Below are 26892 nucleotides of genomic sequence, written 5' to 3' on the forward strand. Positions count from 1 at the left end.
GCGCCGGCCTGCGCCAAGCGGCGCGAACACATGGGCGCCCACCTGGGCGCCCGTTTTCTTTGGAGACGCGCCCCGCCCCCAGTTGGAGGCGCGCCGTGCGCCTGATAAAAGCTGCGGCGCATGCGGTCGGCGTCCGAGTTCGGCCGCGGCGGCGGAGTTCTCATGGCCACGCTCGAAGACGTACTTGCGACCATCGACGCCAACCAGGGCGAGGCGCTCGACCGCCTGTTCGCCTTGCTGGCGATACCCTCGGTCTCGGCCGTGCCGGCCCATTTTGCCGATTGCGCGCGCGCCGCCGACTGGCTGACGCGGGAACTCGCCGAACTCGGCTTCGAGGCCGCCCGCCAAGACACCGCCGGCCGGCCGGTGGTGGTCGGCGCGGCCAAGGCGAAGACCCGCGACGCGCCGAGCGTGCTGTTCTACGGCCATTACGACGTCCAGCCGGCCGATCCCCTGGCCCTGTGGACCACCCCGCCGTTCGAACCGCGCCTCGCCGACGGACCGCGCGGTCAGCGGATCGTCGCGCGCGGCGCCTGCGACGACAAAGGCCAGTTGATGACCTTCCTCGAGGCCTGCCGCGCCTTCCGCGCCCATGGCGGCCTGCCGTGCAACGTGACGGTGCTGCTCGAGGGCGAGGAGGAGACCGGCTCGGTCTCCCTGCCCGCCTTCCTCGCCGCCAACGCCAAGGCGCTGAAGGCGGATCTGGCGCTGGTCTGCGACACCGAAATGTGGGACGCGCAAACGCCGGCGATCACCACCATGCTGCGCGGCCTCGCTTTCGAGCAGGTGACGATCCACGCCGCCAACCGCGACCTCCATTCCGGCCTTTACGGCGGGGCGGCGATCAATCCGATCCGCGTCTTGTCGCGCGTCCTCGCCGACCTCCACGATGCCAACGGCGCGGTCGCCCTGCCCGGCTTCTACGATGGGGTCGAGGAGCTGCCCGAGGAGGTCGCCGAGCAATGGCGCGCGCTCGACTTCGATGAGGAGAAATTTCTCGGCGAGGTCGGCCTGTCGGTCCCGGCCGGCGAGAAAGGCCGCACGACGCTGGAAATGATCTGGTCGCGCCCGACCTGCGACGTGAACGGCATATACGGCGGCTATGCCGGCGAAGGGGCGAAGACCGTCCTGCCCGCCCAGGCGACCGCCAAGGTTTCGTTCCGGCTGGTCGGCAAGCAGAACCCGGAGCGCATCGCTCAGAGCTTCCGCGCCTTCGTCAAGGCGCGGCTGCCCGCCGACGTCACCGCCGAATTCGTCTCCTATTCCGCCAACCCGGCGATCGCGCTTTCGACCCGCAGCGAGGCGGTGCGACGCGCCGGCCGCGCGTTGGAAGCCGAATGGGGCCGGCCGGCGATGCTGATCGGCTCCGGCGGCTCGATCCCGGTCGTCGGCGCGTTCAAGCGCGAACTCGGCATCGACAGCCTGCTGGTCGGCTTCGGCCTTGCCGACGACGCCGTCCATTCGCCCAACGAGAAATACGAACGCTCGTCGTTCCACCGCGGCGCGCGGTCGTGGGCGCGCATCCTCGCCGCTCTGGCGACGTGAGCGCGCGCGTCCCCGGCGTCGGCTGCGGCGCGGCGATCGTCCGCGACGGGCAAATCCTGCTGATCAAGCGACTGAAGCCGCCGGAAGCGGGTTGCTGGAGCCTGCCCGGCGGCAAGGTCGACTTCCTCGAGCCCATCGCCGACGCGGTCGTGCGCGAGATCCGCGAGGAGATCGGCGTCGCGATCGCGCTCGAGCGCCTGCTCGGCGTGGTCGAGATGGTCGGCCTCGACGACCAGCACTGGGTCTCGCCGATCTATCTCGCCACAATCGTCGCCGGCGAACCGTGCGTTTGCGAACCGACAAAACACGAAGATATTGCGTGGTTTTCGCTCGGCAAGCCGCCGGCGCCGCTCTCGGCGGCGGCCCGCGACGCCTTCGCCGCGCTCGCCGGCGGTTGACTGGCTGGCCGAAAACGCCTGCGGCCGTTCAAGCCAAGTCGAGGAAAGGCTTGCGCGGGGCGTTTCTCGTCTGGATAGTGCGCGGCGGAAGGCCGATCTCGGCGCCGTCCCGATCCCGACCCGCTCCGAACCGCGCGAGGCCCGAACCGAGCAATGATGCGGCAGTATGAACTGGTCGAACGCGTTCGCCGTTACAATCCCAACGCCGACGAAGACTTGCTTAACCGCGCTTACGTCTTCGCCATGAAGGCGCATGGGACGCAAAAGCGCGCGTCCGGCGACCCGTTCTTTTCGCATCCGCTCGAAGTGGCGGCGATTCTCACCGATCTCAAGTTCGACGACGCGACGATCGTCGCCGCGGTTCTGCACGACACGATCGAGGACACCGCCGCCACGCGCGAGGAGATCGACAAGGTCTTCGGCGCCGAGATCGGCGGACTGGTCGAGGGCCTGACCAAGCTCAACCGGCTCGACTTCGCCTCCAAGCACGCCCAGCAGGCGGAGAATTTCCGCAAGCTGCTGCTCGCCATCGCCGACGACGCGCGCGTGTTGCTGATCAAGCTCGCCGACCGGCTGCACAACATGCGCACGCTCGCCTTCATGCCGCAGGACAAGCGCGCGCGCATCGCCCAGGACACGCTCGACATCTACGCCCCGCTCGCCGGCCGAATGGGCATGCAGGGGATGCGCAGCGAGCTCGACGACCTCGCCTTCCGCTATCTGATGCCGGACGCCTACGATTTGATCATGGCGCGGCTCGAGGAGCTGAAGAAGAAGAACGGCGCGCTGATCGCCCGCACCGCCGACGAGCTCACCGACCAGTTCGCGCGCCGCGGCATCAAGGTCGAGGTCAAGGGCCGCCAGAAGCAGGCCTACTCGATCTGGCGCAAGATGGAGCGCAATTCGATCTCGTTCGAACAGCTCTCCGACATCTACGGCTTCCGCATCCTCGTCGACACGGTCGCCGACTGTTACGCGGCCGTCGGCGTCGCCCATACGACCTGGCCGGCGGTGCCCGGCCGCTTCAAGGACTACATCTCGACGCCGAAGCAGAACGATTACCGCTCGATCCACACCACCGTGATCGGCCCCGGCAGCCAGCGCGTCGAACTGCAGATCCGCACTTACGACATGCATGAGATCGCCGAATACGGCGTCGCCGCGCATGCGCTTTACAAGGACAGCAAGGGCCAGCCCGAGCCGGTCGACGCCGGCGAGAGCCGCGCCTACCGCGGCCTCAGGCAGACGATCGAGGCTTTGGCCACCGACGACTCGGAGCGGTTCCTCGAGCACACCAAGCTCGAGCTGTTCCAGGACCAGGTGTTCTGCTTCACTCCCAAGGGGCGGCTGATCGCGCTGCCGCGCGGCGCGATCGCGATCGATTTCGCCTATGCCGTGCACACCGACGTCGGCAATTCGGCGGTCGGGGCGAAGATCAACGGCCGCATCGCGCCGCTGATCTCGACCTTGCGCAACGGCGACGAAGTGCTGATCGTGCGCTCCGACAGCCGCGCGCCGCCGGCCGCCTGGGAAAGCCTGGTCGTCACCGGCCGCGCCCGCGCCGCGATCCGTCGCGCCACCCGCGAAGCGGCCAAAGCCCAATACGGCGGGCTCGGCCGGCAGATCGTCGAACGCGCCTTCGCCCGCGCCGGACGCAAATTCTCCGAAGCCAAACTGAAGGCGGCGCTGGGGCGCCTCGCGCGCGCTTCCATCGACGACGTCTTCATCAGCGTCGGCCGCGGCGAGCTTTATTCGTCGGACGTGGTGCGCGCGCTCTATCCCGACTTCCAGGAAGAGCGGAAGCCCGGCCCCGCGGTCGCGCCGGGCGAGAGCGGCTGGTTCGGCCTCGCCAAGGCCGCCAACCTCGTCTTCCGCGTGCCGGGCAAGGGCGAAAACGGCGAGCCGCTGCCGCTGCGCGGGGTCGACTGGGACGCGCCAGTGCGCTTCGCGCCCAAGGGCGGCGCGGTGCCCGGCGAGCGCATCGTCGGCATCCGCACGCCGGGCGAAGGCATCACCATCTATCCGATCCATTCGCCCGCCCTGGTCGCCTACGACGACAAGCCGGAATTGTGGCTCGACGTCCGCTGGGACCTCGACGCCGCCAACAAGGCGCTCTACCCGACCCAGTTGCAGGTGACGACCCTCAACGAGCCCGGCGCGCTCGGCGTCGTCGCCACGACGATCGGCGAGAACGGCGCCAATATCGACAACGTCGTGTTCAGTCCGTCGGGATCGGACTTCCGCGAAGTGCGCTTCGACCTGCAGGTGTTCGACATCCAGCACCTCAACACGATCGTCGCCCAGTTGCGCGACAAGCCCGTCGTCGCCAAGGTCCAGCGGTTGAGCGGCTGACAGAACTGCGGAGCCTTCCCCCATGCCGCTCTATTTCGCCTATGGCTCGAACATGGACGTCGTGGCGATGGCGCGCCGCTGTCCGCGCGCCAAGCCGCTCGGCCTCGCGCGCCTCGCGCGCCACCAGCTGGCGATCATGCGCGAAGGCTGGCTGACGGCCGTGCGCGATCCCAGAGGCGACGTCCACGGCGTGCTGTGGGACGTCGCCTTCGCCGACATGCGCGCGCTCGACCAATACGAGCAACTCGCCAGCGGGCTTTACGCGAAGGCGCTCCAGCCGGTAATCGGCGAGCGCGGCGCGCGGCAGGCGCTGATCTATTTCGGCGCCAACGCCGGCCCCGGCGTCGCCGCAGCCGATTACATCGTCGGCGTGCTGACGGCGGCGCGCCATTGGCGCCAGCCGGCGGCGACGATCGCCCGGCTCGAAGCCTTCGCCGCCGCGGCGGGCGTCGTCCGCTCCGCGGCGTCGGCGGACGGCGAGCCCGGCCCACGCGTGCGTCCACGCTTCGCCACGCCGTTCGACCGGGATTGAACGGGCCAAGCCCTGCAGGCGCGGTCGCCGGCCGCGCCTCAAGCGCGCGCGGCGGCGCCGCTGAAGCTCATCCCCGCGCAGCCGCGCATGTAGCCGTCGACGAACGGCGTCGGCGCGACCAGCGCGGCGAGTTCGGCCTGCGCTTCCGCCGCGGCGATCCTCCCGTCGAGCGCGGCGCGGAACAGGCTTGCGACCTTGACCATGTCGGTCGTCTGCGGCGACAGACGAAAATGGGTGACGCCGGCCGCCTGCAGCGGCGCGAGGTCGTCGAACGCCGCGGCGTAGCCGTGCGACAGGGTCTGGGTGCCGTTGACGACCAGCAGCGGCTTGCCGTCGAGTTGGTCGGCGGCGAGCCCGTCGGGATCGAGCTCGCAGACGAACTGGCAAGAGTCCTTGTGCAGCCCGTAGGCGCGCGCGTGGTAGCAGCGCATCGACAGCGACAGCCCCTGGCGGCCGAAGACCAGCGCCTCGGTCTCGACCGGGTTGTGGCGCGCCAGCGTCGCGATCGCCGCCGCCGACAGCTCGACCGGCAGGCCGATCCTGACAGCGCCGCGCGCGACCAGGAAATCGACCGTCGCCTCATTGAACGTGTTGATGAACGGCCCGCTGACGAACGGCGCGCCGGCGATGAGACTGATCGAGGCGACGTCGTTGGCCTCGATCATCGTCGTTTCGCCGCAGCGGGCGCGAATTTCGTCCATCTCGCGATCGGTCGTGACGAGCGCCAGCGTCGAAAGGACGACCTGTTTGCCCGCGGCGGCGAGCCGTTCGGCGATCATCGGCAGATCGTCGACAAAGAACGGCTCGCGCTTCGAGCAGACGACCTCGCCGAGGTAAACGCAGTCGACCGGCGCCTCGTCGGCGACGCGGAAATAGAAATCGCGCCGGCGCTCCAGCTTCCAGTTGAACAACAGCGGTCCGAGGGTCAAAGCGCTCATCGCCAACCCTTCTTGTAGGCGCTCAGCGTCACCTTGCCGCCCTCGGCGATCGCATGCAGGTCGCCGACCGCGCTCGAGGCCTCCTCGCCGCGCGCCAGGGCGTCGAGCGCGGCGCGGAAGTGGGCGACGACCTCGGCGACATAGGCGCGGCTGCGCTGGCGGCCCTCGATCTTGAGCGCCGTGACCCCCGCCGCCTTGAGTTCCGCGAGGATCGAGGCGGCGTTGAGGCCGACCGGCTCCTCGAACAGATAGGACGCCTCGCCTCGGGCGATCAGGCGGCTCTTGCACGGCGTCGGATAGGCGGCGTTTTCGGTTTTGGCGTAGCAGTTCGTCATCACCTCGCCGAGGCGCGACACCATCTTGCCGCCCTCCTCGCGATAGGAGACGAACTCGGCCGGCGCGCACACGCCGTCGCTGCTCGGCGAGCGGCCGGTGATGTAGGACGACAGATAGCAGCGCCCCTCGACCATGGTGCCGAGGCTGCCGAAGGCGAAGACTTCCGCCTCGATCTTCATCCGGGCGATCAACGCCGCCACTTCCTTCACCGCCAGCACGCGCGGCAGCACCACCCGGCTGACGCCGAAAGCTTCGCGATAGAAGTCGATCGACAGCGGGTTCGAAGCCGCCGCCTGCACCGACAGGTGGCGGCGCAGGCCGGGATGGCGGCGCGCCGCGTAGTCGAGCAAGCCGATGTCGGCAAGGATCACGGCGTCCGCCCCGGCGGCGGCGGCGGCGTCGAGCGCGCGTCGCCACGGCGAAAGATCGCCGGCGCGCGGAAAGGTGTTGATCGCCACCAGCACCCAACGGCCGCGCGCGTGGGCGTATTCGATCCCCTCGGCGAGCTCGCGGTCGTCGAAGTTGAGGCCGGGATAGTTGCGCGCGTTGGTGCAGTCGCGAAAGCCGCAATAGACGCTGTCGGCGCCCGCGTCGATCGCGGCGCGCAGGGCGGCCGGCGTGCCGGCCGGACAGACGAGTTCGAGATAATTGACCGCCCTCACGCCGCCGCGCCTTCTTTCCGGCGCTGATGCGCTTCGAGCTTGCTCAGCCGCGCCTTCAACGCTTCGATCTGCGCGCGCAATTCGGCCGCCTCCGCCTCGCCCATCCCTGCCCCCTCGCCGCTCGCCGCCGGCGGCGCCAGCGCCGCGCGCAACCGCGTCGCGCGGCGTTCCCAATTGACGATCGCGGCGCGCGCCATGCGTCTGAGCGGCCCGAACAGCGACGACGCCTCGTCGAGCACGCTGATCGTCTCGCGGTCGAGAATGTTGCGCAGCGTAACCACCGCCGCGGCGTCGCCGCTGACGGTCAGTTCGCGGGTGAAGAACAGCGCGTCGCCGTCGACGCGGGCCTCGAGCAACGCCATCATCGCCTCGAGCCCGCCCTTCAGCTCGGCGTCGGCCGCAACGTCGCCGGCGGCGTCGGCGACGCTGAGCGACGGCGCGCCGTCGCCGTATTGCAGCAGGAAGCGCCGCGGCGGGTCGGTCAGCTCGACGAGGATGCGGGTCTGCCGCTGCTCGGCCAGCATGGCGAACAGATGGGGATGATTGCGGCGCATCGCCGAAAGCAAGGCGGCGGCCCCGAGATCGAGCGCCGGCTTCGGCGCCGCGCCGATGAACGCGCGCGCCAGCAAGCTCGGAAACTCGTTATCCTGCATTGCGCCTCCGCGCGCCTGCGTCGTCTCGTCGCGCAGACGACAGAACGCGCTCGTTTTTCGCCGCATTGATTGATTTGCGTCAACGAGGGGCGAGACCCCTCTGGGCTATGCAATTTCGCAACGCTGGCCGCGCGCCGTCGCCGTAGCGGCGTCGGCTCGAGAAGAAAAGCAGCGCAATGGGGCATCAGGGTTTCGTAGGCCGCGAGGTTATCGGCGCTGGCGGCGCGCGCGAATGTTATCTGTCGGTTGACGTAGAGCCCGACCTCGCCTTCCTCGATCAACTCGAGGCGTTGCGCGTCGGCTACCTCGCCGCCAAGGCGGAGATGGGCCTGCAGCCGGGCAGCGCCATCTTCCGCCGCGTCTTCCTCAGCGACGCGATGAACCAGGCCGAGCGCGTACGCGTCAGCGAGCTGATGAGCGCGCCCGACGAGGGCCCGGTGGCGGTGTCGATCGTCCAGCAGCCGCCGGCGCACGGCGCGAAGCTTTCGCTGCTCGCCTACCACGTCGAGCGCGACGCGCCGGCGGTCAAACGCACCCTCGGCCATCATCACACACTCGTCGAGATGGGCGGACGGCGCCATCTGTGGAGCACCCGGATGTGCGCCGCCGCCGACGTCGGCCCCGCCTCGGCCGCCGACCAGACGCGCGAGGTGTTCCGCGACCTGATCGGCGCACTCGCCGCACAAGGCGGCACGCTGCGCGACGATTGCGTGCGGACCTGGCTCTACATCCGCGACGTCGACGTCTTCTACACGGACATGGTCAAGAGCCGCGCCGAGATCTTCAAGCGCGAAGGCTTGACCGGCGACACGCATTTCATCGCCTCGACCGGCATCGAGGGCGCCTGCGCCCACCACTACGACCTGGTGGCGATGGACGCCTATTCGGTGCTCGGACTCGCGCCGGGGCAGATGTCCTATCTCAACGACTTCGACCACCTCTGCGCGACCAAGGACTATGGCGTCACCTTCGAGCGGGCGACCCGCCTCGCTTACGGCGACCGCGCCCATATCTTCATGTCCGGCACCGCGAGCATCGACGGCGAGGGCTGGGTCGTCCACCCTGGCGACGTGCTGCGCCAACTCGACCGCGCGCTCGAGAACGTCGACGCGCTGCTCGTCGCCGGCGAGATGCAGCTCGCCGACTTGACCCATCTCATCGTCTATCTGCGCGACCGCGGCGACTATTGCCGGGTGCGCAACCGCCTCGGCGAGCGTTTCCCGTCCCTGCCGCTTCAGATCGTGCAGGGGCCGGTGTGCCGGCCGGAGTGGCTGATCGAAGTGGAGGGGATCGCGGCCAAAACGATCCAAAAGCCCGGCGTGCCCGCGTTCTGAGGCGAGAATCGGGATCCGTCCAAAGACCGGCGCAAGCCGCGACAGGGGCGGAACGAATGGAGGGTGTGATGCAGGACGACAACGCGCCGCTTAAGATCATCAATGAATCGGCGATCGCCGGCGCGGACTTGCGTCACGACCCCTACGACTATTGCTTCGTCGACGACGTGATGCCGCCGAGCCTGAAGGAGCCCGTGCTCAACGACGCGCCGGTCATTCCCGACCGCGGCAGCTACGGCTTGCCCGATCTCAAATATGGGTCGAATTTCGGCAAGGTGATCGACGAGCTTCTGAGCGTGCGCTTCCGCAGCCTGGTCGAGAAGAAATTCGACATCGACCTCAGCAAATGCCCGCCCTGCATCGTCATGATGGGCAACACCAGCGGCCACTACAACGAGGGCTATTCACACCCCGACTCGAAGCACAAGATCATCACCGTGCTGGTCGGCTTCAGCTGGGATTGGCCGTACGAGCGCGGCAAGCTGAGGGTGCTGCGCAGCGACAACCGCGACGACTTCGCCTTCGAATACGCCCCCGAATACGGCAAGATGCTGATGTTCCGCGTCTGCGATCACTCGTGGCACGGCTTCCTGCCGCAGAAGGGTAAGCGCGCGAGTCTGCAGCTCTGCTACGTCGACTCCGACTGGTACGTGAAGAAGGAATATTGGCGCCACAGCTGGAGCGCCTACGCGAAGTCGGTGCCGCTGCTGCGCAGGGCGATCGATTTGGCGCCGCGCCGCCTGTTCGCGCGCTGAGACATTGCGCCTTCGACGCGTCGTGTCGGCTTCGCGCCGGCGCGCGCCGCGCCGTTTATTGGAGAGTCCGCCATGATCTATCCGCCGCCGATCGACTCGGCCGCCGTCGCCGAGCATTTCAAACGCTCCCTCGCAGCAGCCAAGCGAGACGACTGGCCCTATCGCCATTGGAACCTGAAGGAGATCTATCCGGAAGCTCTGTGCACCGGCATCCTCGCGCTGCCGGTGGACCCGCCGCGGCTCGGCAAAACTGACGGCACGCGCGGCACCTACAACGCCGTGCGAACCTTCTTCACGCCGAAGATGCGCGCCGATTTCGCCGCCTGCGCGGCGCTGTGCGACGCCCTGCAACGTCCTGACGTCGCCAAGCTGATCGGCGAGACCTGCGAATTCGACGTCGAAGGCTCGTACCTGCGCATGGAGTACATCCAGGACATCGACGGCTCGTGGCTCGAGCCGCACCACGACATCCCGGAAAAGCTGTTCTCGATGGTGATTTATCTCTGCCTCGGGCCGGACGCGAAGGGTTGGGGCACCGACATCTACGATTCCAACCGGCGCCTGGTGGCGAGCGCGTCGGCCGAGTTCGACAGCGCGGTGATCTTCATTCCCGGCGAGAACACCTGGCACGGTTTCGAACCGCGCAAGATCGTCGGCGTGCGTCGGCTGATGGAGATCAACTACGTTCGGCCGAGTTGGCGCTCGCGCGAGCAACTCTCGTTCCCCGACCGCCCGATCAAGCTCTCCTGATCGCGCGGCCGTTGGCGATTTGGTTACGAAACCACGATTCATTTGGCGGCGCGCCCTCGAAAGGCGCGCCGTTAACGCTTCCGCCGGATTCGATTTAACCGGATATTGGCGCCTCTTCGGCAATTTGGCCGTCGAGCCGCCGCGTTCGATCGCGGCTTTAGGCCGCCGCCATGCTGAAGAACGCCCTCATCTTTGCGATCGCCGCGCTGACGATCGCCTTCGCCGCCCCGTCGTTGTTGGTCGGGCTCGGCGGCCGCGCCGCGCCGGGCGCCCCTTCCGCCGCCGTCGTCGCCCCGGCGCCAGCCGCCCTCGCTACCGTCGCCGCCGCCGAGCCCGCCCCGACCTATCGCGCGACCTCGATCGCCGCCGACGCAGGCGGCCAATACCGCGCCCGGGCGCTGATCGAGGGTCAGGGGGTCGACGTGATGATCGACACCGGCGCGACCGTCGTCGCGCTGACGTCGGAGACCGCGGCGCGCCTCGGCGTCGCGCTCGATCCCTCGCGGCCGCGCTGGAGGATGAACACCGCCAACGGCGTCGCGTTGGCCAGTCCGGTCACGCTGCGCTCGGTCAGCCTCGGCGCGATCTATATGAACGACGTGCAGGCGGTGGTGATGCCGCCCGGAGCGTCCTCGGTCAATCTGCTCGGCGCGAGCTTTCTCAAGCGGCTCGTCAGCGTCGAGCAGCGCGACGGCACGCTGGTGCTGCGCCAGTAGGCGTCGAGACCCTTTTGCTCGGCGCGGCGATCGGCTAGGCATGGGCGACGCCGATCCATCGAGAGCCGCCCTTGTTGCCGAAGCCGCTACCCAAGCTCGAGCCCAACACCTACGACTACGAAGCGCGGCCGATGGTCAAGCCGACCGGCTTCCGCGAATACGACGCGCGCTGGCTCTACGAGCGCGAGATCAACCTGATGGGCGTGCAGGCGCTCGGCCTCGGCCTCGCTACGCTGCTCGGCGATCTCGGCGTCGCCAAGGAGATCGTCGTCGGCCACGACTTCCGCTCCTATTCGGGTGCGATCAAGAGCGCGTTGATCGTCGGACTGATGGCGGGCGGCGCCAGGGTGCGCGACATCGGCCTCGCGATCACGCCGATGGCTTATTTCGCCCAGTTTGCGCTCGACGTTCCCGCCGTCGCGATGGTCACCGCCTCGCACAACGACAACGGCTGGACCGGCGTCAAGATGGGGGCCGCGCGGCCGGTCACGTTCGGACCGGAAGAGATGGGACGGCTGCGCGACATCGTGCTCGCCGGCGCGTTCCGCCCGAGCGGCGGCGGCGCCTATGAATTCATCGAGGACTTTCCCGCCCGCTACATCGCCGAGCTGACCGCCCGGCCGAAATGGAAGCGCAAGATGAAAGTCGTCGCGGCCTGCGGCAACGGCACCGCCGGCGCCTTCGCGCCGCGGCTGTTGTCGGCGCTCGGCGCCGAGGTCGTTCCGCTCGACTGCGAGCTCGACTTCACCTTTCCGCGCTACAACCCCAATCCCGAAGACTTGCACATGCTGCACGCGATGGCGGCGGCGGCGAGGGACAATCGCGCCGACGTCGCGCTCGGCTTCGACGGCGACGGCGACCGCTGCGGCGTGGTCGACAACGAGGGAAACGAAATCTTCGCCGACAAGATCGGCGTCATGCTGGCGCGCGACCTCGCCAAACTGCATCCGAACCCGACCTTCGTCGTCGACGTCAAATCGACCGGACTGTTCGCCAGCGATCCGGAGCTGAGGCGGCTCGGCGTCAAGGTCGACTATTGGAAGACCGGCCATTCCCACATCAAGCGGCGCGTGCGCGATCTTCGCGCGCTGGCCGGCTTCGAGAAGTCCGGCCATTTCTTCTTCAACGCGCCGATCGGGCGCGGCTACGACGACGGCTTCGTCACCGCCATCGCCATCCTCGACATGCTCGATCGCAACCCGGGCAAGTCGATGGCCGATCTCTATCGCGAGCTGCCGCGAACCTGGGGCTCGCCGACCATGTCGCCGCACTGCGCCGACGAGGCGAAATACGCCGTCGTCGACCGCGTCGTCGCGCGCTTCCAGGCGATGCGGGCGCGCGGCGAGACGCTCGCCCAGCAGGCGATCCGCGATATCGTCACGGTCAACGGCGCGCGCGTCGCCGTCGAGGACGGAACCTGGGGCCTGGTGCGCGCGTCGTCCAACAAGCCGGAGCTGGTGGTGGTGGTCGAAAGCCCGGCGTCGGAAGCGCGCATGCGGGCGATGTTCGCCGCGGTCGACGCCGTGCTGCGCGAGAACCCAGAGGTCGGCGCCTATAACCAGACGATCTGACCCGCAGCGACCGGTCGCGCCGATCCTGCCCGACGTCCTGGCGCCGGGCCTGAGGATCGTGTTCTGCGGCACTGCGGCCGGGACGGAATCGGCGCGGCGCCGTTGCTATTACGCGCATCCGCAGAACAAGTTCTGGCGCGCCTTGCACGAGGTCGGCCTGACCGACCGACGGCTCGACTGTTCCGAGTTCGCACTATTGCCGCAGTTCGGGATCGGCCTCACCGACATCGCCAAGACGGCGAGCGGCATGGACAAGGCGCTGCCGGTCGACGCGCTCGGGCGCGCCGCCTGCGCGGCGATGGAGGCGAAGATCCGCGCCTGCGCGCCGGCGATCCTCGCCTTCACCAGCCTGACCGCGGGACGTCGATATCTGCGCCGCGGCGCCGATTTCGGCGAGCAGCGGGAGACGATCGGCGCAACCCGCGTCTGGCTGCTGCCGTCGCCCTCGCCGGCGGCCAACTGGAATTGGGCGGCCAACGTCGCCTGGTGGCGGGCGCTGGCGGCGGCGACCGGCGCGCGCTGACGAGGCGGCTTACGCCGATCGACGCAACCGCTCCGGCGCGTCGCGGCGCAGCCGGCCCTCGACCGTCGCCGCAGGGCGTTCGTCGGCGTTCGGCGCGCGCGAAGCGATCTGATTGCGCCCCGCCCGCTTGGCGGCGTAGAGCGCCTCGTCGGCGCGTTGCAGCGCCGTCGAAACGGTGTCCCCGGCGACGAGCGGCGTATAGCCGATGCTGGCGGTGACGGCGATTTCGCCGTTGGGCGCCGCCACGCGCATCGCCGCAATCGCCGCCCTGGCGCTTTCGGCAGCGCGGCGCGCCGTCTCTTCGTCGGCCGCGGCGAGAAGCACGACGAATTCCTCGCCGCCGAGACGGCCGACGAAATCGACGTCGCCGCGCACCGATCGCGCGAGCGCCTCAGCCGCCGCTTGCAGCGCCTGATCTCCGGCCCGATGGCCATAGACGTCGTTGACGCGCTTGAAATGGTCGAGATCGACGATCAGCAGCGCCGGCGGCAAGGCGACGCCGTCGATGCGAGCGATCGCCCGCTCGGCGGCGGCGAGCAGAGCGCGCCGGTTGGAGAGGCCGGTCAGGTCGTCGGTCATGGCGAGACGTTCGATCGAGCGCTTGCCCTTGAGGATGCGGCGGATCGCGTCGACCACCAAAAAGGAGATGGCGAAGGCGATGACGGCGGCGATTTCCGCTGCGTTGCGCAACGCGCCGAAATCCACTGCGCTCTTGGCCGACCGCGTCACGCAGGCGGTCAGAAGCATCGCGCAAGCGACCGAAACGCCAGTGATGACGAGCGACGCGATCAGGACGTCGCGGCGGCTCCTGACATGAGCCAGTTTTCCGATCATCGGGAAACTCCAACCGCCCTTCATGGCGGCGTGGAGACCTTACGCAACGTCCGTAAACGACTCCTTCTTGCAACCTTAGAAAGCGAGGGGTGTGGATAACCTCGTTGCGGCGTTCCCGCGGCTGATCCGCGCCGTCGAAGCGATTCCAGGCGGCGCGGCTAAGGCGTCGACCGCTCGCCGGGTTCGGGCAACGACCGACGCAGTTCGATTTCGTCTTTGCGCACATAGAGATCGATCGGCCAGTCGGCGGCGCGGCTCGAGGTCGCGAGCGCGTAATCGGCGAGCGCGGCGGCGAGCGTCGGATCGGTCATCGCCCAGCGATGGAAGCGGGGATTCACCGTGTTGACGAGAATTCCGTCGGGGCGGTTTCGCCGGATATCCTCGGCGACGATGTCGCGATCGCGGGCGACGATCGGCGCCAGGCGCGCGGCAAGCGCGGAATCGCCCGGGTTCTCGTCGATCAGCCGGCGGGCGCCCGACGTCAGCAGCATCCCCTGGTTGCGCTGGACCCAGACGCCGTCGACTTGCCTGACCAGCGGAAAGCCGATGCCGAGCCCTTCGGCGACCGCCGCCAGCCGGGGATGGGGCCCAAGCGCGGCGACGGCGCGGACGAAGTCGCGATCGGGCGCGGTCGGCGGGGCGGTGAAGAACAGCCACAGCGCGCCGGCGAGCGCCGCCGCGGCGAGTTCGGCCAGCCGCGTCTCGCGTTCGGCCGCGACCATGCGGCGACCACAGACGGCGACGAGCGCGCCGCCGCCGATCAGCGTGACGGCGACCGCGCCGGCGAAGGGCGGCAGCGGCGTCAGCAAACCGACCAGCGCGGCGGCGACGCCCGCGGCGACGAGGACGGCGAGCCGCCCCGGCGTCGCGCCGCGTCGATCGAGAGCCGCGCCGAAAGCGAGCGCGATCAGCGCCAGCGCCGGATAGGCCTGATAAAGCCAGCCTTTGCCTTGGATGAAGAAGGTCGCCAGCGCGCCGAGCGCGGCCAGCGCCGGCGTCGCGACGAGCGGCGCGCGCAAGCGCGGCCCGGCGACCAGCGCGAGCGCCGCCGCCAGCGCCGCCCATGCGACGACCGCGGCGTTGACGATGAGGTCGCGCACCGTCTCGCGCACCGGCAGATAGGCGGCGGCGACCGCCGGCAGGATGTCGCCGACATAGGCGGGAAAACGCCAGGCGACGACGCCCGCATAGGCGAGCGCCGCGGCGGCGGCGAGTCCATATTCGCCCGCCCGCAGCGTCGCGCCGAGGCCGCGCCGCGCCGCGAGATAGGCGGCCGGGCCGACGAACAGCAGCCCATAGGGCGGTTTGACGGCGACGACCGCCGCCATGCACAGGCCGGCGACGACGGCCGCGCGCGGGCCAGGCGCCGCGCCCGCCGCGCGCGCCGCCGCAACCGCCAGCGCCGGCAGCGCCAGCAGCGCGACGAAAAAATCGCGCTCGTCGAAGGCGCGGCCCGGCAGCAGCGTCAAGGCGAACAGCGCCGCGCCGAGCGAGGCCGGGCCTAGCTCGCCGAGCAGCCCGGCGCGCCTGAGGATCGCCGCGGCGGCGGCGACCGCGGCGGCGCAGGCGGCGAAGCCCCAGGCCGCGACTACGAATTCGGCGTGCGCGCCCAGCGCCCGGGCCAGCGCGACCGGCGGCAGGTAGAGGAGGATCGCCGCCGGCGGGTTGGTCTCGATGAAATCGACATAAGGGGTTGCGCCGTCGAGCCATTTCTCGCTGATCGTGATCATCCACGAGACGTCGGCGATCGCGCCGAAGCGCGCCTGCGCGAAGATGGCTGCGGCGAGCGCGGCCAGCGCCAGGGCGAGCGGCGCGGCGGAGCGCGCAGAGGCCGCCGCGGCGACGGCGGCGCGCGCGACGATCCCCTCGGGAACGGGCGCGGCGGCGAGCGGACGGGCGAGGCGCATGGCGGACCGGCGGCGGGCGGAGACCCGCCAGCCTTAGGCGCCGAGGCTTAACAATCCGGCAAGAACCCGCTCCGCCGCTCAGCCGCCGCAGTCGGCGGCGAAGGCCTCGATGAGGGCGTCGAACGCCACCGGCGTCTCCCATTGCGGCGCATGGCCGGCGGCGTCGATCCTCTGCACCGCGCCCCGCCACAGGGTCGGCATGGTCAGCTTGGCCAAATAGGCGCCGTTGATCAGCTGCTCCTTAGCCCCGTGCAGGACCGCCAGCGGCTGTTCCAAGCCGGCGACGACCTGAACTTCGTCGCGCGAGACGCCCGGCGCCATCGAAGCGGCGACCTGCTCGCGCGCGCGGCCGTCGGCGCGCAGCGCGTCTTCGACGAAGAAGGCGGGAATGTCGGCGAAATCAGGGGCGAAGAACGCCTTGACGTAGGCTTCCGCCTGCTCGCGCGTCACGTCGGCCGAGAAGCCAGCCGCCATCGCAGGATTGGGCAGGAACGCTTCCGCCATCGCCGGCGGGAACCCGACCGGCGGCGCGCCGAAAATGGCGAAGCCGCGCGCTCGCGGCAGGTCTTTCGCCGCCTCGAGCACGATGTGGCCGCCAAGGCTCCAGCCGACGAACAAGGCCTGGTCGAGGCCGAAATTGCCGGCGATCGCCACCAGCGCCAGCGCGTGGCCGGGCAGCAGATAGGCGGCGGGATCGCTGGCGTTCTCCGACCGGCCGTGGCCGAGCAGGTCGATGGCGACGAGGCGGCGGCGGCGGCCCAGCGAGCCTTCGAGCTGGCGAGAGAACGCGCGGGCCGAGCTGGAATTGCCGTGCACCAACACGATCGGCGGACCGTCTCCGGCGGACTGGTGGACGGCAAGCGCTCCGTTGGGGGTGTGGTAAAGCGTCGTTTTTGTCATGGTCGTTCCCAATTCGCGATCCCGTCTCGTTTTTCAGCCTAGCAGCACCGCCGCCGCGCTGAAAGACGGACGTCGCCGCCCTTCCCTTTCGCCCGCCATTCGTGTATTGCGCCGCAAAATCGGAAGCGCGGCTTCGCGGGCGCGCGTTTCGTCGCACTCCCGTCACATCGGCCATCGAGGGAAGGCGCGGCCAGCCGCCGCCTCTTTCGATTCGCGCCGCGCCGAAAGCCTGGACTCGCATGAAACTGAGAAACATCGCCATCATCGCCCACGTCGACCACGGCAAGACGACGCTGGTCGACCGGCTGCTGCAGCAGTCGGGCGCCTTCCGCGAGAACCAGCGCGTCGCCGAGCGGGTGATGGATTCCAACGACCTCGAGCGCGAGCGCGGCATCACCATTCTCGCCAAGGCGACTTCGGTGGTGTGGAAGGACACGCGCGTCAACATCGTCGACACGCCAGGCCACGCCGATTTCGGCGGCGAGGTCGAGCGCATCCTGTCGATGGTCGACGGCGCGATCGTGCTCGTCGACGCCGCCGAAGGGCCGATGCCGCAGACCAAGTTCGTCGTCGGCAAGGCGCTGAAGATCGGCTTGAAGCCGATCGTCTGCGTCAACAAGGTCGACAAGTCCGACGCGCGGCCGAGCGAAGTCGTCAACGAGTGCTTCGACCTGTTCGCCGCGCTCGACGCGACCGACGAGCAGCTCGACTTCCCGATCATCTACGGCTCGGCCAAGCAGGGCTGGATGGCCAATGCGCCCGACGGCCCGAAGGAGAACATGGCGCCGCTGTTCGATCTGGTGCTCAAGCACGTCGAGCCGCCCAAGGTCGGCGCCGGCGCCTTCCGCATGCTCGGCACCCTGCTCGAAGCCAATCCCTATCTCGGCCGCATCATCACCGGCCGCATCTTCTCCGGCACGATCAAGACCAACGCGCCGGTCAAGGTGCTCGATCGGCTCGGCCATCTGGTCGAGAACGGCCGGGTGTCGAAGATCCTCGCCTTTCGCGGCATCGAGCATTCGCCGATCGACGAAGCCTCGGCGGGCGACATCGTCGCCATCGCCGGCCTGGAGAAGTTCAACGTCGCCGACACCCTTTGCAGCCCGGAGGAGGTCGAGCCGATTCTGGCCCAGCCGATCGACCCGCCGACCCTGTCGATGACCTTCTCGGTCAACGACAGCCCGCTCGCCGGGACCGAGGGCGACAAGGTGACGAGCCGCGTCATCCGCGACCGCCTGTACAAGGAGGCCGAGGGCAACGTCGCGCTGCGGGTCGAGCCGGCGCCCAACACCGACTCCTACGTCGTCTCGGGGCGCGGCGAGTTGCAGCTCGCCATCCTGATCGAGACCATGCGGCGCGAGGGCTTCGAGCTCGGCGTCTCGCGCCCCAAGGTGCTCACCACGCGCGACGAGACGACCGACGAACTGCTGGAGCCGATCGAGGAAGTCGTCATCGACGTCGACGAGGAGCACTCGGGCGTCGTGGTGCAGAAGATGAGCGAGCGCAAGGGCGAGATGATCGAGATGCGCCCCTCCGGCGGCGACCGGTTGCGGCTGGTGTTCCTCGCTCCGACGCGCGGCCTGATCGGCTATCTCGGCGAACTGCTCACCGACACCCGCGGCACCGCGATCATGAACCGCGTCTTCCACGACTGGGGCGCCTGGCGCGGCGACATCGCCGGGCGCCGCAACGGCGTGCTGATCTCCAACGACAAGGGCGAGGCGGTCGCCTATGCGATGTGGAACCTCGAAGACCGCGGGCCGATGATGATCGAGCCGGGCTGGAAGGTCTACCAGGGCATGATCGTCGGCCAGCACACGCGCGACAACGACCTCGAAGTCAACGTGATGAAGGGCAAGAAGCTCACCAACATCCGCACCCACTCGAAGGACGAAGCGGTGCGGCTGACGCCGCCGATCCAGATGACGCTGGAAAAGGCGATCGCCTACATCCAGGACGGCGAACTGGTCGAGGTGACGCCGAAGTCGATCCGCCTGCGCAAGGCCCTGCTCGACCCCAACGACCGCAAACGCGCCGAACGCGCCAAGAGCGCGACGGCGGCGGAAGGGGCGGCGTAGAAAGGCGCGACGGGCCGAAGCGCCAGCTGACGCTTTTCCGGCGAACTCGTCATTTCAACGGTTTGCGCGGCGGTTTTCTTCCGCGGCGTGACGTTGGACGGGCGTCCGCTGGCGATCGTTCGCAGACGATGCGCCTTTATACATAATTAGTGTGTTATATAATCGCGCCGCGCCCGCGCGCCATCGACGATCCGCAAGCTTGCTGAGCGCCGCGCATTCAAGGGCCGCGGCGAACAGGACGCGACGCCCGCCCGCCCGCTCTGCGAATAATTCGCCGCCATCCGCCCTCGCCTGTCGAAATCCCCTCCCCTCGTTCGACTCTTCCTGTGAGCCGGCCGCGAATGGGCTAGGACTGGCGGGGTCGGGCGCAACGTGACGAACAAACCGACACAGGGGAGAACCGCATCATGACGACCGATCTTTGGTATCTCGCGCTCACCGCCGGGCTCGCGGCGGCGCTGTGGATTCCCTACATCGCCTGCCAGGTGATGACGAACGGCTTGCTCGCGCCGGAAAACTACGTCGACCCGAAGCCGCGTCCGGTGCCGCTGTGGGGCCAGCGCGCGCACCGCGCCTACCTGAACGCGGTCGAGAGCTTCGCGCCGTTCGCGGCGCTGGTCATCGTCGCCAACCTCGCCGGCAAGGCCGACGCGATGACCGCCTTCTGGGCGGCGAGCTTCTTCTGGCTGCGGCTCGCGCACGCGATCGTCTATTGGCTGGCGATCCCGTTCATCCGGACGCTGGTCTTCACCTTGGGCTTCGTCGCGGTCGCCGGAATCTTCTGGGAAGTGGTCAAGTAATCCCGGAATGCCGGCGCCGCGCCATCGGTTCCTGTTTTCGCTTGCGGAGGCGCGGCCAGCGGCCGCGCCGAAGCCGCCGCGCTGGGTCTGGGCGCGGCCGCCGCCGTCGGCGGGATCTGAGCCTTCGCTCCCGCCGCCGCCCGCCGGCTGACATTTCACCGCAAAGTGATAGCGGAAACACCAGCAATTCTGGTAGGCCTGCGCCAAGGCGCGCCGCCTGACGAGTTCTTCTTTGCGATGACCGAGACGCCCCGACGATGATTGCGCTCGTTCGCATAGCGTTGACGCGCCCCTATACGTTCGTCGTGCTGGCGCTGCTGATCCTGATCATCGGCCCGCTGGCGGCGTTGCGGACGCCGACCGACATCTTCCCCGACATCCGCATTCCGGTGATCAGCGTCGTCTGGCAATATACCGGCCTGCCGCCCGATCAGATGGCGGGGCGCATCACGACGCCGTTCCAGCGCGCGCTGACGACCACCGTCAACGACATCGAGCATATCGAGGCCAATTCCTACAACGGCTTCGGCATCATCAAGATCTTCTTTCAGCCCAACGTCGACATCCGCACCGCCAACGCCCAGGTCACCGCGATCTCGCAGACCCTGATCAAAGCGATGCCGCCCGGCGCGACGCCGCCGCTGATCCTCAATTACAACGCCTCGACCGTGCCGATCGTGCTGGTGGCGCTGTCGGGCGAAGGCTTCACCGAACAGCGGCTGGCCGACATCGGCATCAACCAGGTGCGCACCCCGCTCGTCACCGTGCCGGGCGCGGCGATCCCCTACCCGTTCGGCGGCAAGCTGCGCCAGATCCAGATCGACCTCGATCCCGCCGCCTTGCAGGCCAGAGGCCTGTCGGGACAGGACGTCGCCAACGCGCTCGCCGCCCAGAACCTGATCACGCCGGCCGGCTCCGAGAAGATCGGCGCCTACGAATATGCGGTGCAGCTCAACGACGCGCCCTCGCAGCTCGACGAACTCGGCGACCTGCCGATCAAGACGGTCGACGGGGCGATGGTCTACGTGCGCGACGTCGCGCAGGTGCGCGACGGCAATGCGCCGCAGACCAACATCGTCCATGTCGACGGCAATCGTTCGGTGCTGTTGCAGGTGTTCAAGAACGGATCGGCCTCGACGCTGGCGATCATCGCCGGCGTCAAGCAGCGGCTGATCGATTTGAAGGACGCGTTGCCGTCGGGACTCAAGGTCGCCCTGCTCGGCGATCAATCCTTGTTCGTGCGCGGCGCGATCGCGTCGGTCGCGCGCGAGGGCGTCATCGCGGCGGCGCTGACCAGCCTGATGATCCTGCTGTTCCTCGGCTCCTGGCGTTCGACCCTGATCATCGCGACCTCGATCCCGCTGGCGGTGCTGGGCTCGATCATCGCGCTGTCGGCGATCGGCGAGACGCTGAACATCATGACGCTCGGCGGCCTGGCGCTGGCGGTCGGCATTCTGGTCGACGACGCGACGGTGACGATCGAGAACATCAACTGGCATCTCGAGCACGGCAAACAGGTCGAGCCGGCGATCATGGACGGCGCGCGCCAGATCGTGACGCCCGCCTTCGTGTCGCTGCTGTGCATCTGCATCGTCTTCGTGCCGATGTTCTTCCTCGACGGCGTCGCGCGCTTCCTGTTCGTGCCGATGGCGGAAGCGGTCATGTTCGCGATGATCTGCTCCTTCATCCTGTCGCGCACGCTGGTGCCGACGATGGCCAATCATCTGCTCAAGCCGCATCGGTCCCATTTGGAGGACGGCGCCCGCGCCGCCTCGCGCAACCCGCTGGTGCGGATCCAGCAAGCCTTCGAAGCCGGCTTCGAGCATATCCGCGAGGGCTACCGCGGCGCGCTCGAATTGGCGATGGCGCGCCGCGCGATCTTCATCGTCGGCTTTCTCGCTTTCGTCGCCGCCTCCTTCCTGCTGACGCCCTATCTCGGCCGGGATTTCTTTCCTTCCGTCGACACCGGCCAGATCCTCATGCACGCGCGGCTTCGCGTCGGCACGCGGGTCGAAGAGAGCGCCAAGCAATTCGCCGAGATCGAGAGCGTGATCCGCACGATCATTCCGCCGACGGAACTGGCGACGCTGGTCGACAACGTCGGCATGCCGGTCAGCGGCATCAATCTGACTTACAGCAACACCGGCGTCATCGGCACGCAGGACGGCGACGTTCAGATCAAGCTCGCCGAGGATCACCGCCCGACCGCCGACTACGTCCGCCAGTTGCGCGCGGAGCTGCCGCGCCGGTTCCCAGGCGTCACATTCGGATTTCTGCCGGCCGACATCATCAGCCAGATCCTCAATTTCGGCGCCCCGGCGCCGATCGACGTGCAAGTCTCGGGCGCGAATCTCGCCGCCGATTTCGATTACGCCAATCTTCTGCTCAAACGCATCCGCCATGTTCCCGGCGTCGCCGACGCGCGCATCCAGCAATCCCCCAGCGAGCCAACGCTCGACGTCGACGTCGATCGCACGCGCGCCCAGTATGTCGGGCTGACCGAGCGCGACGTCACCAACAGCCTGGTCGTCAACCTCGCCGGCAGCGGCCAGGTGTCGCCGACCTATTGGCTCGATCCCAAGACCGGCGTCTCCTATTCGATCGTCATGCAGACGCCGCAATACCGGCTCGACACTTTGAGCGATTTGGAGACGGTGCCGATCTCGGCCGCGGGCGGCGCGACGTCGCCGATTCTCGGCGGCCTCGCCAAGATCACCCGAACGACAGGCAATGCGGTCGTTTCCCAGTACAACATCCTGCCGATCGTGCAGATCTACGCGACGCCGCAGGGGCGCGATCTCGGCGCGGTCGCCGACGACGTCGCCAAGCTGCTGCGCGAAACCGCGGGAAACGTCCCCAAGGGCGGCGCGGTGGCGATGCTCGGACAGGTGCAGACGATGAACGGCGCCTTTTCCGGCCTGTTGTTCGGCCTGATCGGCGCGATCGTGCTGATCTATCTGCTGATCGTGGTGAATTTCCAGTCCTGGGCCGATCCGTTCGTGATCGTCTCGGCGCTGCCGGCGGGTCTGGCGGGGATCGTCTGGATGCTGTTCGTCAGCCACACCACCCTCTCCGTGCCGGCCTTGACCGGCGCGATCATGTGCATGGGCGTGGCGACCGCCAACAGCGTGCTGGTGATCAGTTTCGCGCGCGAACGCTACGCGGAGCACGGCGATCCCGTCGCCGCCGCGCTCGACGCCGGCTTCGTGCGCTTCCGGCCGGTGGTGATGACCGCCCTGGCGATGATCATCGGCATGGCGCCGATGGCGCTCGGGCTCGGCGAAGGCGGCGAGCAGAACGCGCCGCTGGGACGCGCGGTGGTCGGCGGCCTGATCTTCGCGACTGTCGCCACGTTGATTTTCGTTCCCGTCGTCTTCAGTCTGGCGCACAAGCGGGTTCCTGATCCGAAACCAGAGCCGTCGGAGTCCCCGGCCCATGTCTGATCCTGCCGCCCGAAGCGGTTTCAAGCGCAGGCTCGCCCTCGCCGGCGTCATCGCCGGCGCGGTCGCAATCGTTCTCGTCGTGACCGGCATCGTCGAACGCGACAACAGCAGCGCCAAACTGCAGGACTGGACCGAGGCCCAGGCGATCCCGACCGTGGCGATCGTCGCGCTGAACGCCAAGCCCGGCGTGGCGAGCCTGAACCTGCCCGGCCGACTGGAGGCCAATCTGCGCGCGCCGATCTATGCGCGGGTCAGCGGCTACGTGAAGAGTTGGAAGGTCGACATCGGCGACGCGGTCAAGGCGGGCCAAACGCTCGCCGAGATCGAGGCGCCGGACCTCGACCAGCAATTGCTGCAGGCGCGCGCCGACCTGACCAGCGCCGAAGCGAGCGCCAAACTGTCGGAGGTCACGCTGTCGCGCGGCCGCACGCTGCTGACGTCCGCCGCCGTTTCCCAGCAGGACGTCGATCAGCGCGCAGCCGACCTCGCCAACAAGCAGGCCGCGGTCAAGGCCGATCAGGCCAACGTCCAGCGCCTGGAGGCGCTGGCGGGCTACAAGACCGTCGCCGCGCCGTTCGACGGCATCGTCACCGAGCGCAACACCGACGTCGGCGCGCTGATCAGCGCCGGCTCGAGCGCCGGGCTGGCGATGTTCGTCATCTCCGACGTGCACAAGCTGCGCGTCGCCCGCCTATCCCGGCCGCGCTTTTCCCGCCGTCGTCGAAGCCTCGGCGCGCGCGGTCGACGTCGCCTCCGGTACGACCCACATGCAGTTGACGGTCGACAATTCCGACGGCGCGCTGATGCCAGGCGGCTCCGCCAATGTGCAGGTCGATCTCGCCGGCGGCGCCGGATCGTTTCGCATTCCGGTCAGCGCGCTGATCTTCGATCAGGCCGGGCTGCGCGTCGCCACCGTCGGCGCCGACGATCGCGTCTTGCTGAAAACCGTGACGATCGCGCGCGACCTCGGCAGCGAGATCGAGATCGGCTCAGGGTTGCAGGCCGACGACCGCGTCATCGCCGCGCCCCCGGACGGGATCGCCGAGGGCGATCAGGTGCGCATCGCTGACCCCGGCCAGAAACCGGTCGCCGCGGTCGCAGGATCGGTGAAGCCGACGAACGGCGACTGAGGGGGGCGCGGGGCGGCGAGAGCGGGTCGCCGCGAAGGGATACCGCGCTCGCAGACCATGAGGCGGTTTGGCGCCGCCGCCGTTCGCGTCAGGCGCCTACACCAGCCCCCAGCCCGCATCGATGACGAGATTGGCGCCGTTCATGCTCGCGTTGTCGAGCAGGAACAGCGTCGCGGCGACGCAGTCGGCGACCGTCACCAGCCGGCCGCCGGGAGTCTGGGCGCGCGTGCGTTCGAGAACGGCCGTATTGCCGGCCCAGGCGGCGCTGTCGGCGACGACGCCGGGATGGATCGCGTTGAAGCGGATCGACGGCAGCTCGTAGGCGAGATTGCGCACCATCGTCGTCACCGCGCCGTTGACCGCGGTGACGGTGGTCGAGCCCGGATAGGGCCGCTCGCGCGCCTGGCCGCCGAACAGCACCACCGACGCGTCCGCCGTCAGGCGCGGCAGCAGCGCGTGGATGACCTCGACATAGCCGACGAGCTTGATCGTCGCCAGGCGGATCGCCCGGGCGACGTCGTAGTCCTTGACGCTGTTGCGGTCGCGCTCGACGGCGGGAATGGCGAGATGGTCGACCGCCCCGACGCCAGCGAGTTTGCCGGCGATCGTGTGCGGCTCGGCGAGGTCGAACCCCAGGCCGATCGCGTCGCCGCCGATCTTGCGCGCGGCGGCCTCGGCCCGTCCCGCGTCGCGGCTGGTCAACACGATCCTTTCGCCGCGCGCCGCCAAGGCTTGCGCGACGGCGAAGCCGATGCCGCTCGAACCGCCGACAATGACGCTTGTTTTCCGCTCGCTCATGTCCCGTCCTTTCGTTGCGCCGCGATTTCGACGGATTGACCTTCCGCCGTCAAGGCCCCTGCCCGCCCCGCGTTTCGCGCTCCCCCTCCGGATCGGCTAGGATCGCGCGATGGAAACGCCCGCGCCCTCCGCCTCGTCTTCTCTCTATGCGCATGGCGGCGACCGCGTCGCCGCGGCGCTGGCGGCGCACGGCGTGCGCTTTCTCTTCACCCTTTGCGGCGGCCACATCGCGCCGATCCTGGTCGCCGCCAAGGCGCGCGGCGTCCGCGTCGTCGACGTACGCGACGAGGCGACCGCCGTTTTCGCCGCCGACGCCGTGGCGCGGCTGACCGGCAAGCCCGGCGTCGCGGCGGTCACCGCCGGCCCCGGCGTCACCAACGCGCTGACCGCGCTCGAGAACGCCAAGCTGGCGCAATCGCCGCTGCTGCTGATCGGCGGCGCCGCGCCGACCGCGCTGCAGGGCCGCGGCGCGCTGCAGGACATCGACCAGGGGCCGGTGGTCGCGCCGTTCGTCAAATGGGCGAAGCGCGTGCGGCGCGTGCGCGACCTCGCCCCGGCGATCGCCGAAGCGTTGGCGATCGCGCGTGAAGGCGTGCCCGGCCCGGTCTTTGTCGAATGCCCGGTCGATCTGCTCTACGACGAGAAGACCATCCGCCAATGGTATGGCGACGCGGCGGGCAAAGGGACTTCGATCGCCGATCGCCTGATGCGCCTCTATCTCGAGCGCCACGCCGCCCGCCTGTTCGCCAAGGCCGGCCAAGAGCCGCCGGCGCCGCCGCGCGCGGTTGTCGCGCCGTCGGCGAGTGAGGCGCAGCTCGAAGCGGCGGCGGCGCGGCTCGCCGCGGCCGATCGGCCGCTGATCGTCGTCGGCAGCCAGGCGCTGGTCGGCGCCGAGGACCCGACGCTTATCGCCGCGGCGCTGTCGCGGCTCGGCGCGCCGGTCTATCTTTCCGGCATGGCGCGCGGTCTGCTCGGCCGCAGCCACCCGCTGCAGCGGCTGCACCAGCGCCGCCAGGCCTTGCGCGAAGCCGATTGCGTGCTGCTCGCCGGCGCGCCCTGCGACTTCCGCCTCGATTACGGCCGCCATGTGCGCCGCTCGGCGGGTCTGATCGCCGCCAACCGCAGCGCGCGCGAGGCGCGGCTCAATCGCCGCCCCAGCGTCGCGGCGATCGGCGACGCCGGCGATTTCCTCGTCCGCCTCTCCGCGCGCGTCGAAGGCCTCGCCGACGCGCGTCCGGACTGGCTCGCCGCCTTAAGCGCGCGCGACGCGGCGCGCGAGCAGGAGATCGACGCGCGGGCGACGACGGCGGGCGAATTCGTCAACCCGATCGCGCTGTTGCGGGCGATCGATTCGGCGGCGGCCGACGACGCGGTCTTCGTCGCCGACGGCGGCGATTTCGTCGCCACGGCGTCCTACACGCTGCGCCCGCGCTGCGCCCGCGGCTGGCTCGATCCCGGGGTCTTCGGCACGCTCGGCGTCGGCGCCGGTTTTGCGCTCGCCGCCGCGCTCGAACGGCCGGGCGCGGAAACTTGGATCCTGTTCGGCGACGGCGCCTGCGGCTGGAGCCTGGCCGAATTCGACACCTTCGTCCGGCACAAGATCCCGGTCATCGCCGTCGTCGGCAACGACGCCGGCTGGACGCAGATCGCGCGCGAGCAGGTGAAGATGCTCGGCGACGACGTCGGCGTGACGCTCGCCCGCGCCGCCTATCACGAAGTTGCGGCGGCGTTCGGCGCCGAGGGAATCCTGGTCAGAAACGACGGCGAGATCGCCGACGGCCTCGCGCGCGCCCGCGCCGCCGCGCGCGCCGGCCGGCCGGCGCTGGTCAACGTTTGGCTCGACCGCTCCGACTTCCGCGACGGGTCGATTTCGATGTGAGCGCTTGGCCGCCCCAGGCGCGCCAGACATGATTCCGACACGATTGGGGCGCCAAAAT

The 26892-nt window shown here is 69.1% G+C and carries 21 protein-coding genes and 1 pseudogene; 15 read left to right on the forward strand and 7 right to left on the reverse strand.

Annotation, left to right across the window (positions count from 1 at the left end):
* Positions 1–162 precede the first annotated feature (162 nt).
* The 4 genes from ABSF49_RS05605 (at position 163) to ABSF49_RS05620 (ending at position 4827) form a co-directional block, all read left to right on the forward strand.
* The gene (locus ABSF49_RS05605) at positions 163–1545 is read left to right on the forward strand and encodes a dipeptidase (protein ID WP_424111646.1); all 1383 of its coding nucleotides are present in this window, start codon (positions 163–165) and stop codon (positions 1543–1545) included.
* On the forward strand, positions 1542–1943 hold the full coding sequence (locus ABSF49_RS05610; RefSeq protein ID WP_424111647.1) for an NUDIX domain-containing protein: 402 nt from the start codon (positions 1542–1544) through the stop codon (positions 1941–1943). Before ABSF49_RS05605 ends, ABSF49_RS05610 begins: the two co-directional genes overlap by 4 nt.
* Before the next feature lie 153 nt (positions 1944–2096).
* A complete protein-coding gene (locus ABSF49_RS05615) occupies positions 2097–4295 on the forward strand; it encodes a RelA/SpoT family protein (protein ID WP_424111648.1) in 2199 nt (732 codons plus the stop codon).
* Between the two features lie 22 nt (positions 4296–4317).
* Complete coding sequence (locus tag ABSF49_RS05620; protein ID WP_424111649.1) at positions 4318–4827, forward strand: gamma-glutamylcyclotransferase family protein; 510 nt, start codon at positions 4318–4320, stop codon at positions 4825–4827.
* A gap of 38 nt (positions 4828–4865) precedes the next feature.
* On the opposite strand, the gene ubiV is transcribed toward ABSF49_RS05620, so the two are convergent.
* The 3 genes from ubiV to ubiT are packed head-to-tail and all read right to left on the reverse strand — an operon-like array spanning position 4866 to position 7416.
* The gene (ubiV, locus tag ABSF49_RS05625; protein ID WP_424111650.1) at positions 4866–5765 is read right to left on the reverse strand and encodes a ubiquinone anaerobic biosynthesis protein UbiV; all 900 of its coding nucleotides are present in this window, start codon (positions 5763–5765) and stop codon (positions 4866–4868) included.
* Entirely contained in the window at positions 5762–6763 is a 1002-nt protein-coding gene (gene ubiU, locus ABSF49_RS05630) for a ubiquinone anaerobic biosynthesis protein UbiU (RefSeq protein ID WP_424111651.1), read from the reverse strand. The genes ubiV and ubiU overlap by 4 nt, the downstream gene beginning before the upstream one ends.
* Positions 6760–7416, reverse strand: coding sequence for a ubiquinone anaerobic biosynthesis accessory factor UbiT (gene ubiT, locus ABSF49_RS05635; RefSeq protein WP_424111652.1), 657 nt, complete (start codon positions 7414–7416; stop codon positions 6760–6762). The genes ubiU and ubiT overlap by 4 nt, the downstream gene beginning before the upstream one ends.
* Positions 7417–7592: 176 nt before the next feature.
* Here ubiT and ABSF49_RS05640 point away from each other — a divergent pair, with 176 nt between their 5' ends.
* The 6 genes from ABSF49_RS05640 to ABSF49_RS05665 all read left to right on the forward strand — a co-directional run bounded on the left by ABSF49_RS05640 (position 7593) and on the right by ABSF49_RS05665 (position 13065).
* On the forward strand, positions 7593–8750 hold the full coding sequence (locus ABSF49_RS05640) for a Rid family hydrolase (protein WP_424111653.1): 1158 nt from the start codon (positions 7593–7595) through the stop codon (positions 8748–8750).
* 68 nt (positions 8751–8818) lie between these two features.
* Complete coding sequence (locus ABSF49_RS05645; RefSeq protein WP_424111654.1) at positions 8819–9505, forward strand: 2OG-Fe(II) oxygenase; 687 nt, start codon at positions 8819–8821, stop codon at positions 9503–9505.
* Positions 9506–9577: 72 nt separating this feature from the next.
* Positions 9578–10255 (forward strand): 2OG-Fe(II) oxygenase family protein, encoded by a 678-nt coding sequence (locus ABSF49_RS05650; protein ID WP_424111655.1) that lies wholly within the window; start codon positions 9578–9580, stop codon positions 10253–10255.
* 170 nt (positions 10256–10425) lie between these two features.
* A complete protein-coding gene (locus ABSF49_RS05655) occupies positions 10426–10971 on the forward strand; it encodes a retropepsin-like aspartic protease family protein (protein WP_424111656.1) in 546 nt (181 codons plus the stop codon).
* A 71-nt stretch (positions 10972–11042) separates the two neighbouring features.
* Entirely contained in the window at positions 11043–12542 is a 1500-nt protein-coding gene (locus tag ABSF49_RS05660) for a phosphomannomutase/phosphoglucomutase (protein WP_424111657.1), read from the forward strand.
* 37 nt (positions 12543–12579) lie between these two features.
* Positions 12580–13065 (forward strand): mismatch-specific DNA-glycosylase, encoded by a 486-nt coding sequence (locus ABSF49_RS05665; protein ID WP_424111675.1) that lies wholly within the window; start codon positions 12580–12582, stop codon positions 13063–13065.
* A 9-nt stretch (positions 13066–13074) separates the two neighbouring features.
* Here the strand turns inward: ABSF49_RS05665 and ABSF49_RS05670 are convergent, their stop codons facing one another.
* The 3 genes from ABSF49_RS05670 to ABSF49_RS05680 all read right to left on the reverse strand — a co-directional run bounded on the left by ABSF49_RS05670 (position 13075) and on the right by ABSF49_RS05680 (position 16706).
* On the reverse strand, positions 13075–13899 hold the full coding sequence (locus tag ABSF49_RS05670) for a GGDEF domain-containing protein (RefSeq protein ID WP_424111658.1): 825 nt from the start codon (positions 13897–13899) through the stop codon (positions 13075–13077).
* Positions 13900–14057: 158 nt separating this feature from the next.
* Positions 14058–15806, reverse strand: coding sequence for a hypothetical protein (locus ABSF49_RS05675; protein ID WP_424111659.1), 1749 nt, complete (start codon positions 15804–15806; stop codon positions 14058–14060).
* Positions 15807–15884: 78 nt separating this feature from the next.
* A complete protein-coding gene (locus ABSF49_RS05680; protein ID WP_424111660.1) occupies positions 15885–16706 on the reverse strand; it encodes an alpha/beta fold hydrolase in 822 nt (273 codons plus the stop codon).
* Positions 16707–16945: 239 nt separating this feature from the next.
* Between ABSF49_RS05680 and typA the strand changes: the two genes are divergently transcribed.
* From typA to ABSF49_RS05700, 4 genes and pseudogenes are all read left to right on the forward strand, one after another.
* Entirely contained in the window at positions 16946–18784 is a 1839-nt protein-coding gene (typA, locus tag ABSF49_RS05685; protein ID WP_424111661.1) for a translational GTPase TypA, read from the forward strand.
* Positions 18785–19191: 407 nt separating this feature from the next.
* Positions 19192–19584, forward strand: coding sequence for an MAPEG family protein (locus tag ABSF49_RS05690; RefSeq protein ID WP_424111662.1), 393 nt, complete (start codon positions 19192–19194; stop codon positions 19582–19584).
* A gap of 257 nt (positions 19585–19841) precedes the next feature.
* Positions 19842–23027, forward strand: coding sequence for an efflux RND transporter permease subunit (locus ABSF49_RS05695; RefSeq protein WP_424111663.1), 3186 nt, complete (start codon positions 19842–19844; stop codon positions 23025–23027).
* A pseudogene (locus ABSF49_RS05700) lies at positions 23020–24157 on the forward strand (efflux RND transporter periplasmic adaptor subunit). The gene ABSF49_RS05695 and the pseudogene ABSF49_RS05700 overlap by 8 nt, the downstream one beginning before the upstream one ends.
* Before the next feature lie 96 nt (positions 24158–24253).
* Here ABSF49_RS05700 and ABSF49_RS05705 read toward each other — a convergent pair.
* Entirely contained in the window at positions 24254–24955 is a 702-nt protein-coding gene (locus tag ABSF49_RS05705) for an SDR family NAD(P)-dependent oxidoreductase (RefSeq protein ID WP_424111664.1), read from the reverse strand.
* A 109-nt stretch (positions 24956–25064) separates the two neighbouring features.
* On the opposite strand from ABSF49_RS05705, the gene ABSF49_RS05710 reads away from it, so the two are divergent.
* Positions 25065–26834 carry a thiamine pyrophosphate-binding protein gene (locus tag ABSF49_RS05710; RefSeq protein WP_424111665.1) on the forward strand — a complete coding sequence of 590 codons (1770 nt, stop codon included), beginning with the start codon at positions 25065–25067 and terminating at the stop codon, positions 26832–26834.
* Positions 26835–26892: the final 58 nt, after the last annotated feature.

This window comes from Roseiarcus sp., assembly GCF_049514155.1.
Taxonomy (GTDB): Bacteria; Pseudomonadota; Alphaproteobacteria; order Rhizobiales; family Beijerinckiaceae; genus Roseiarcus.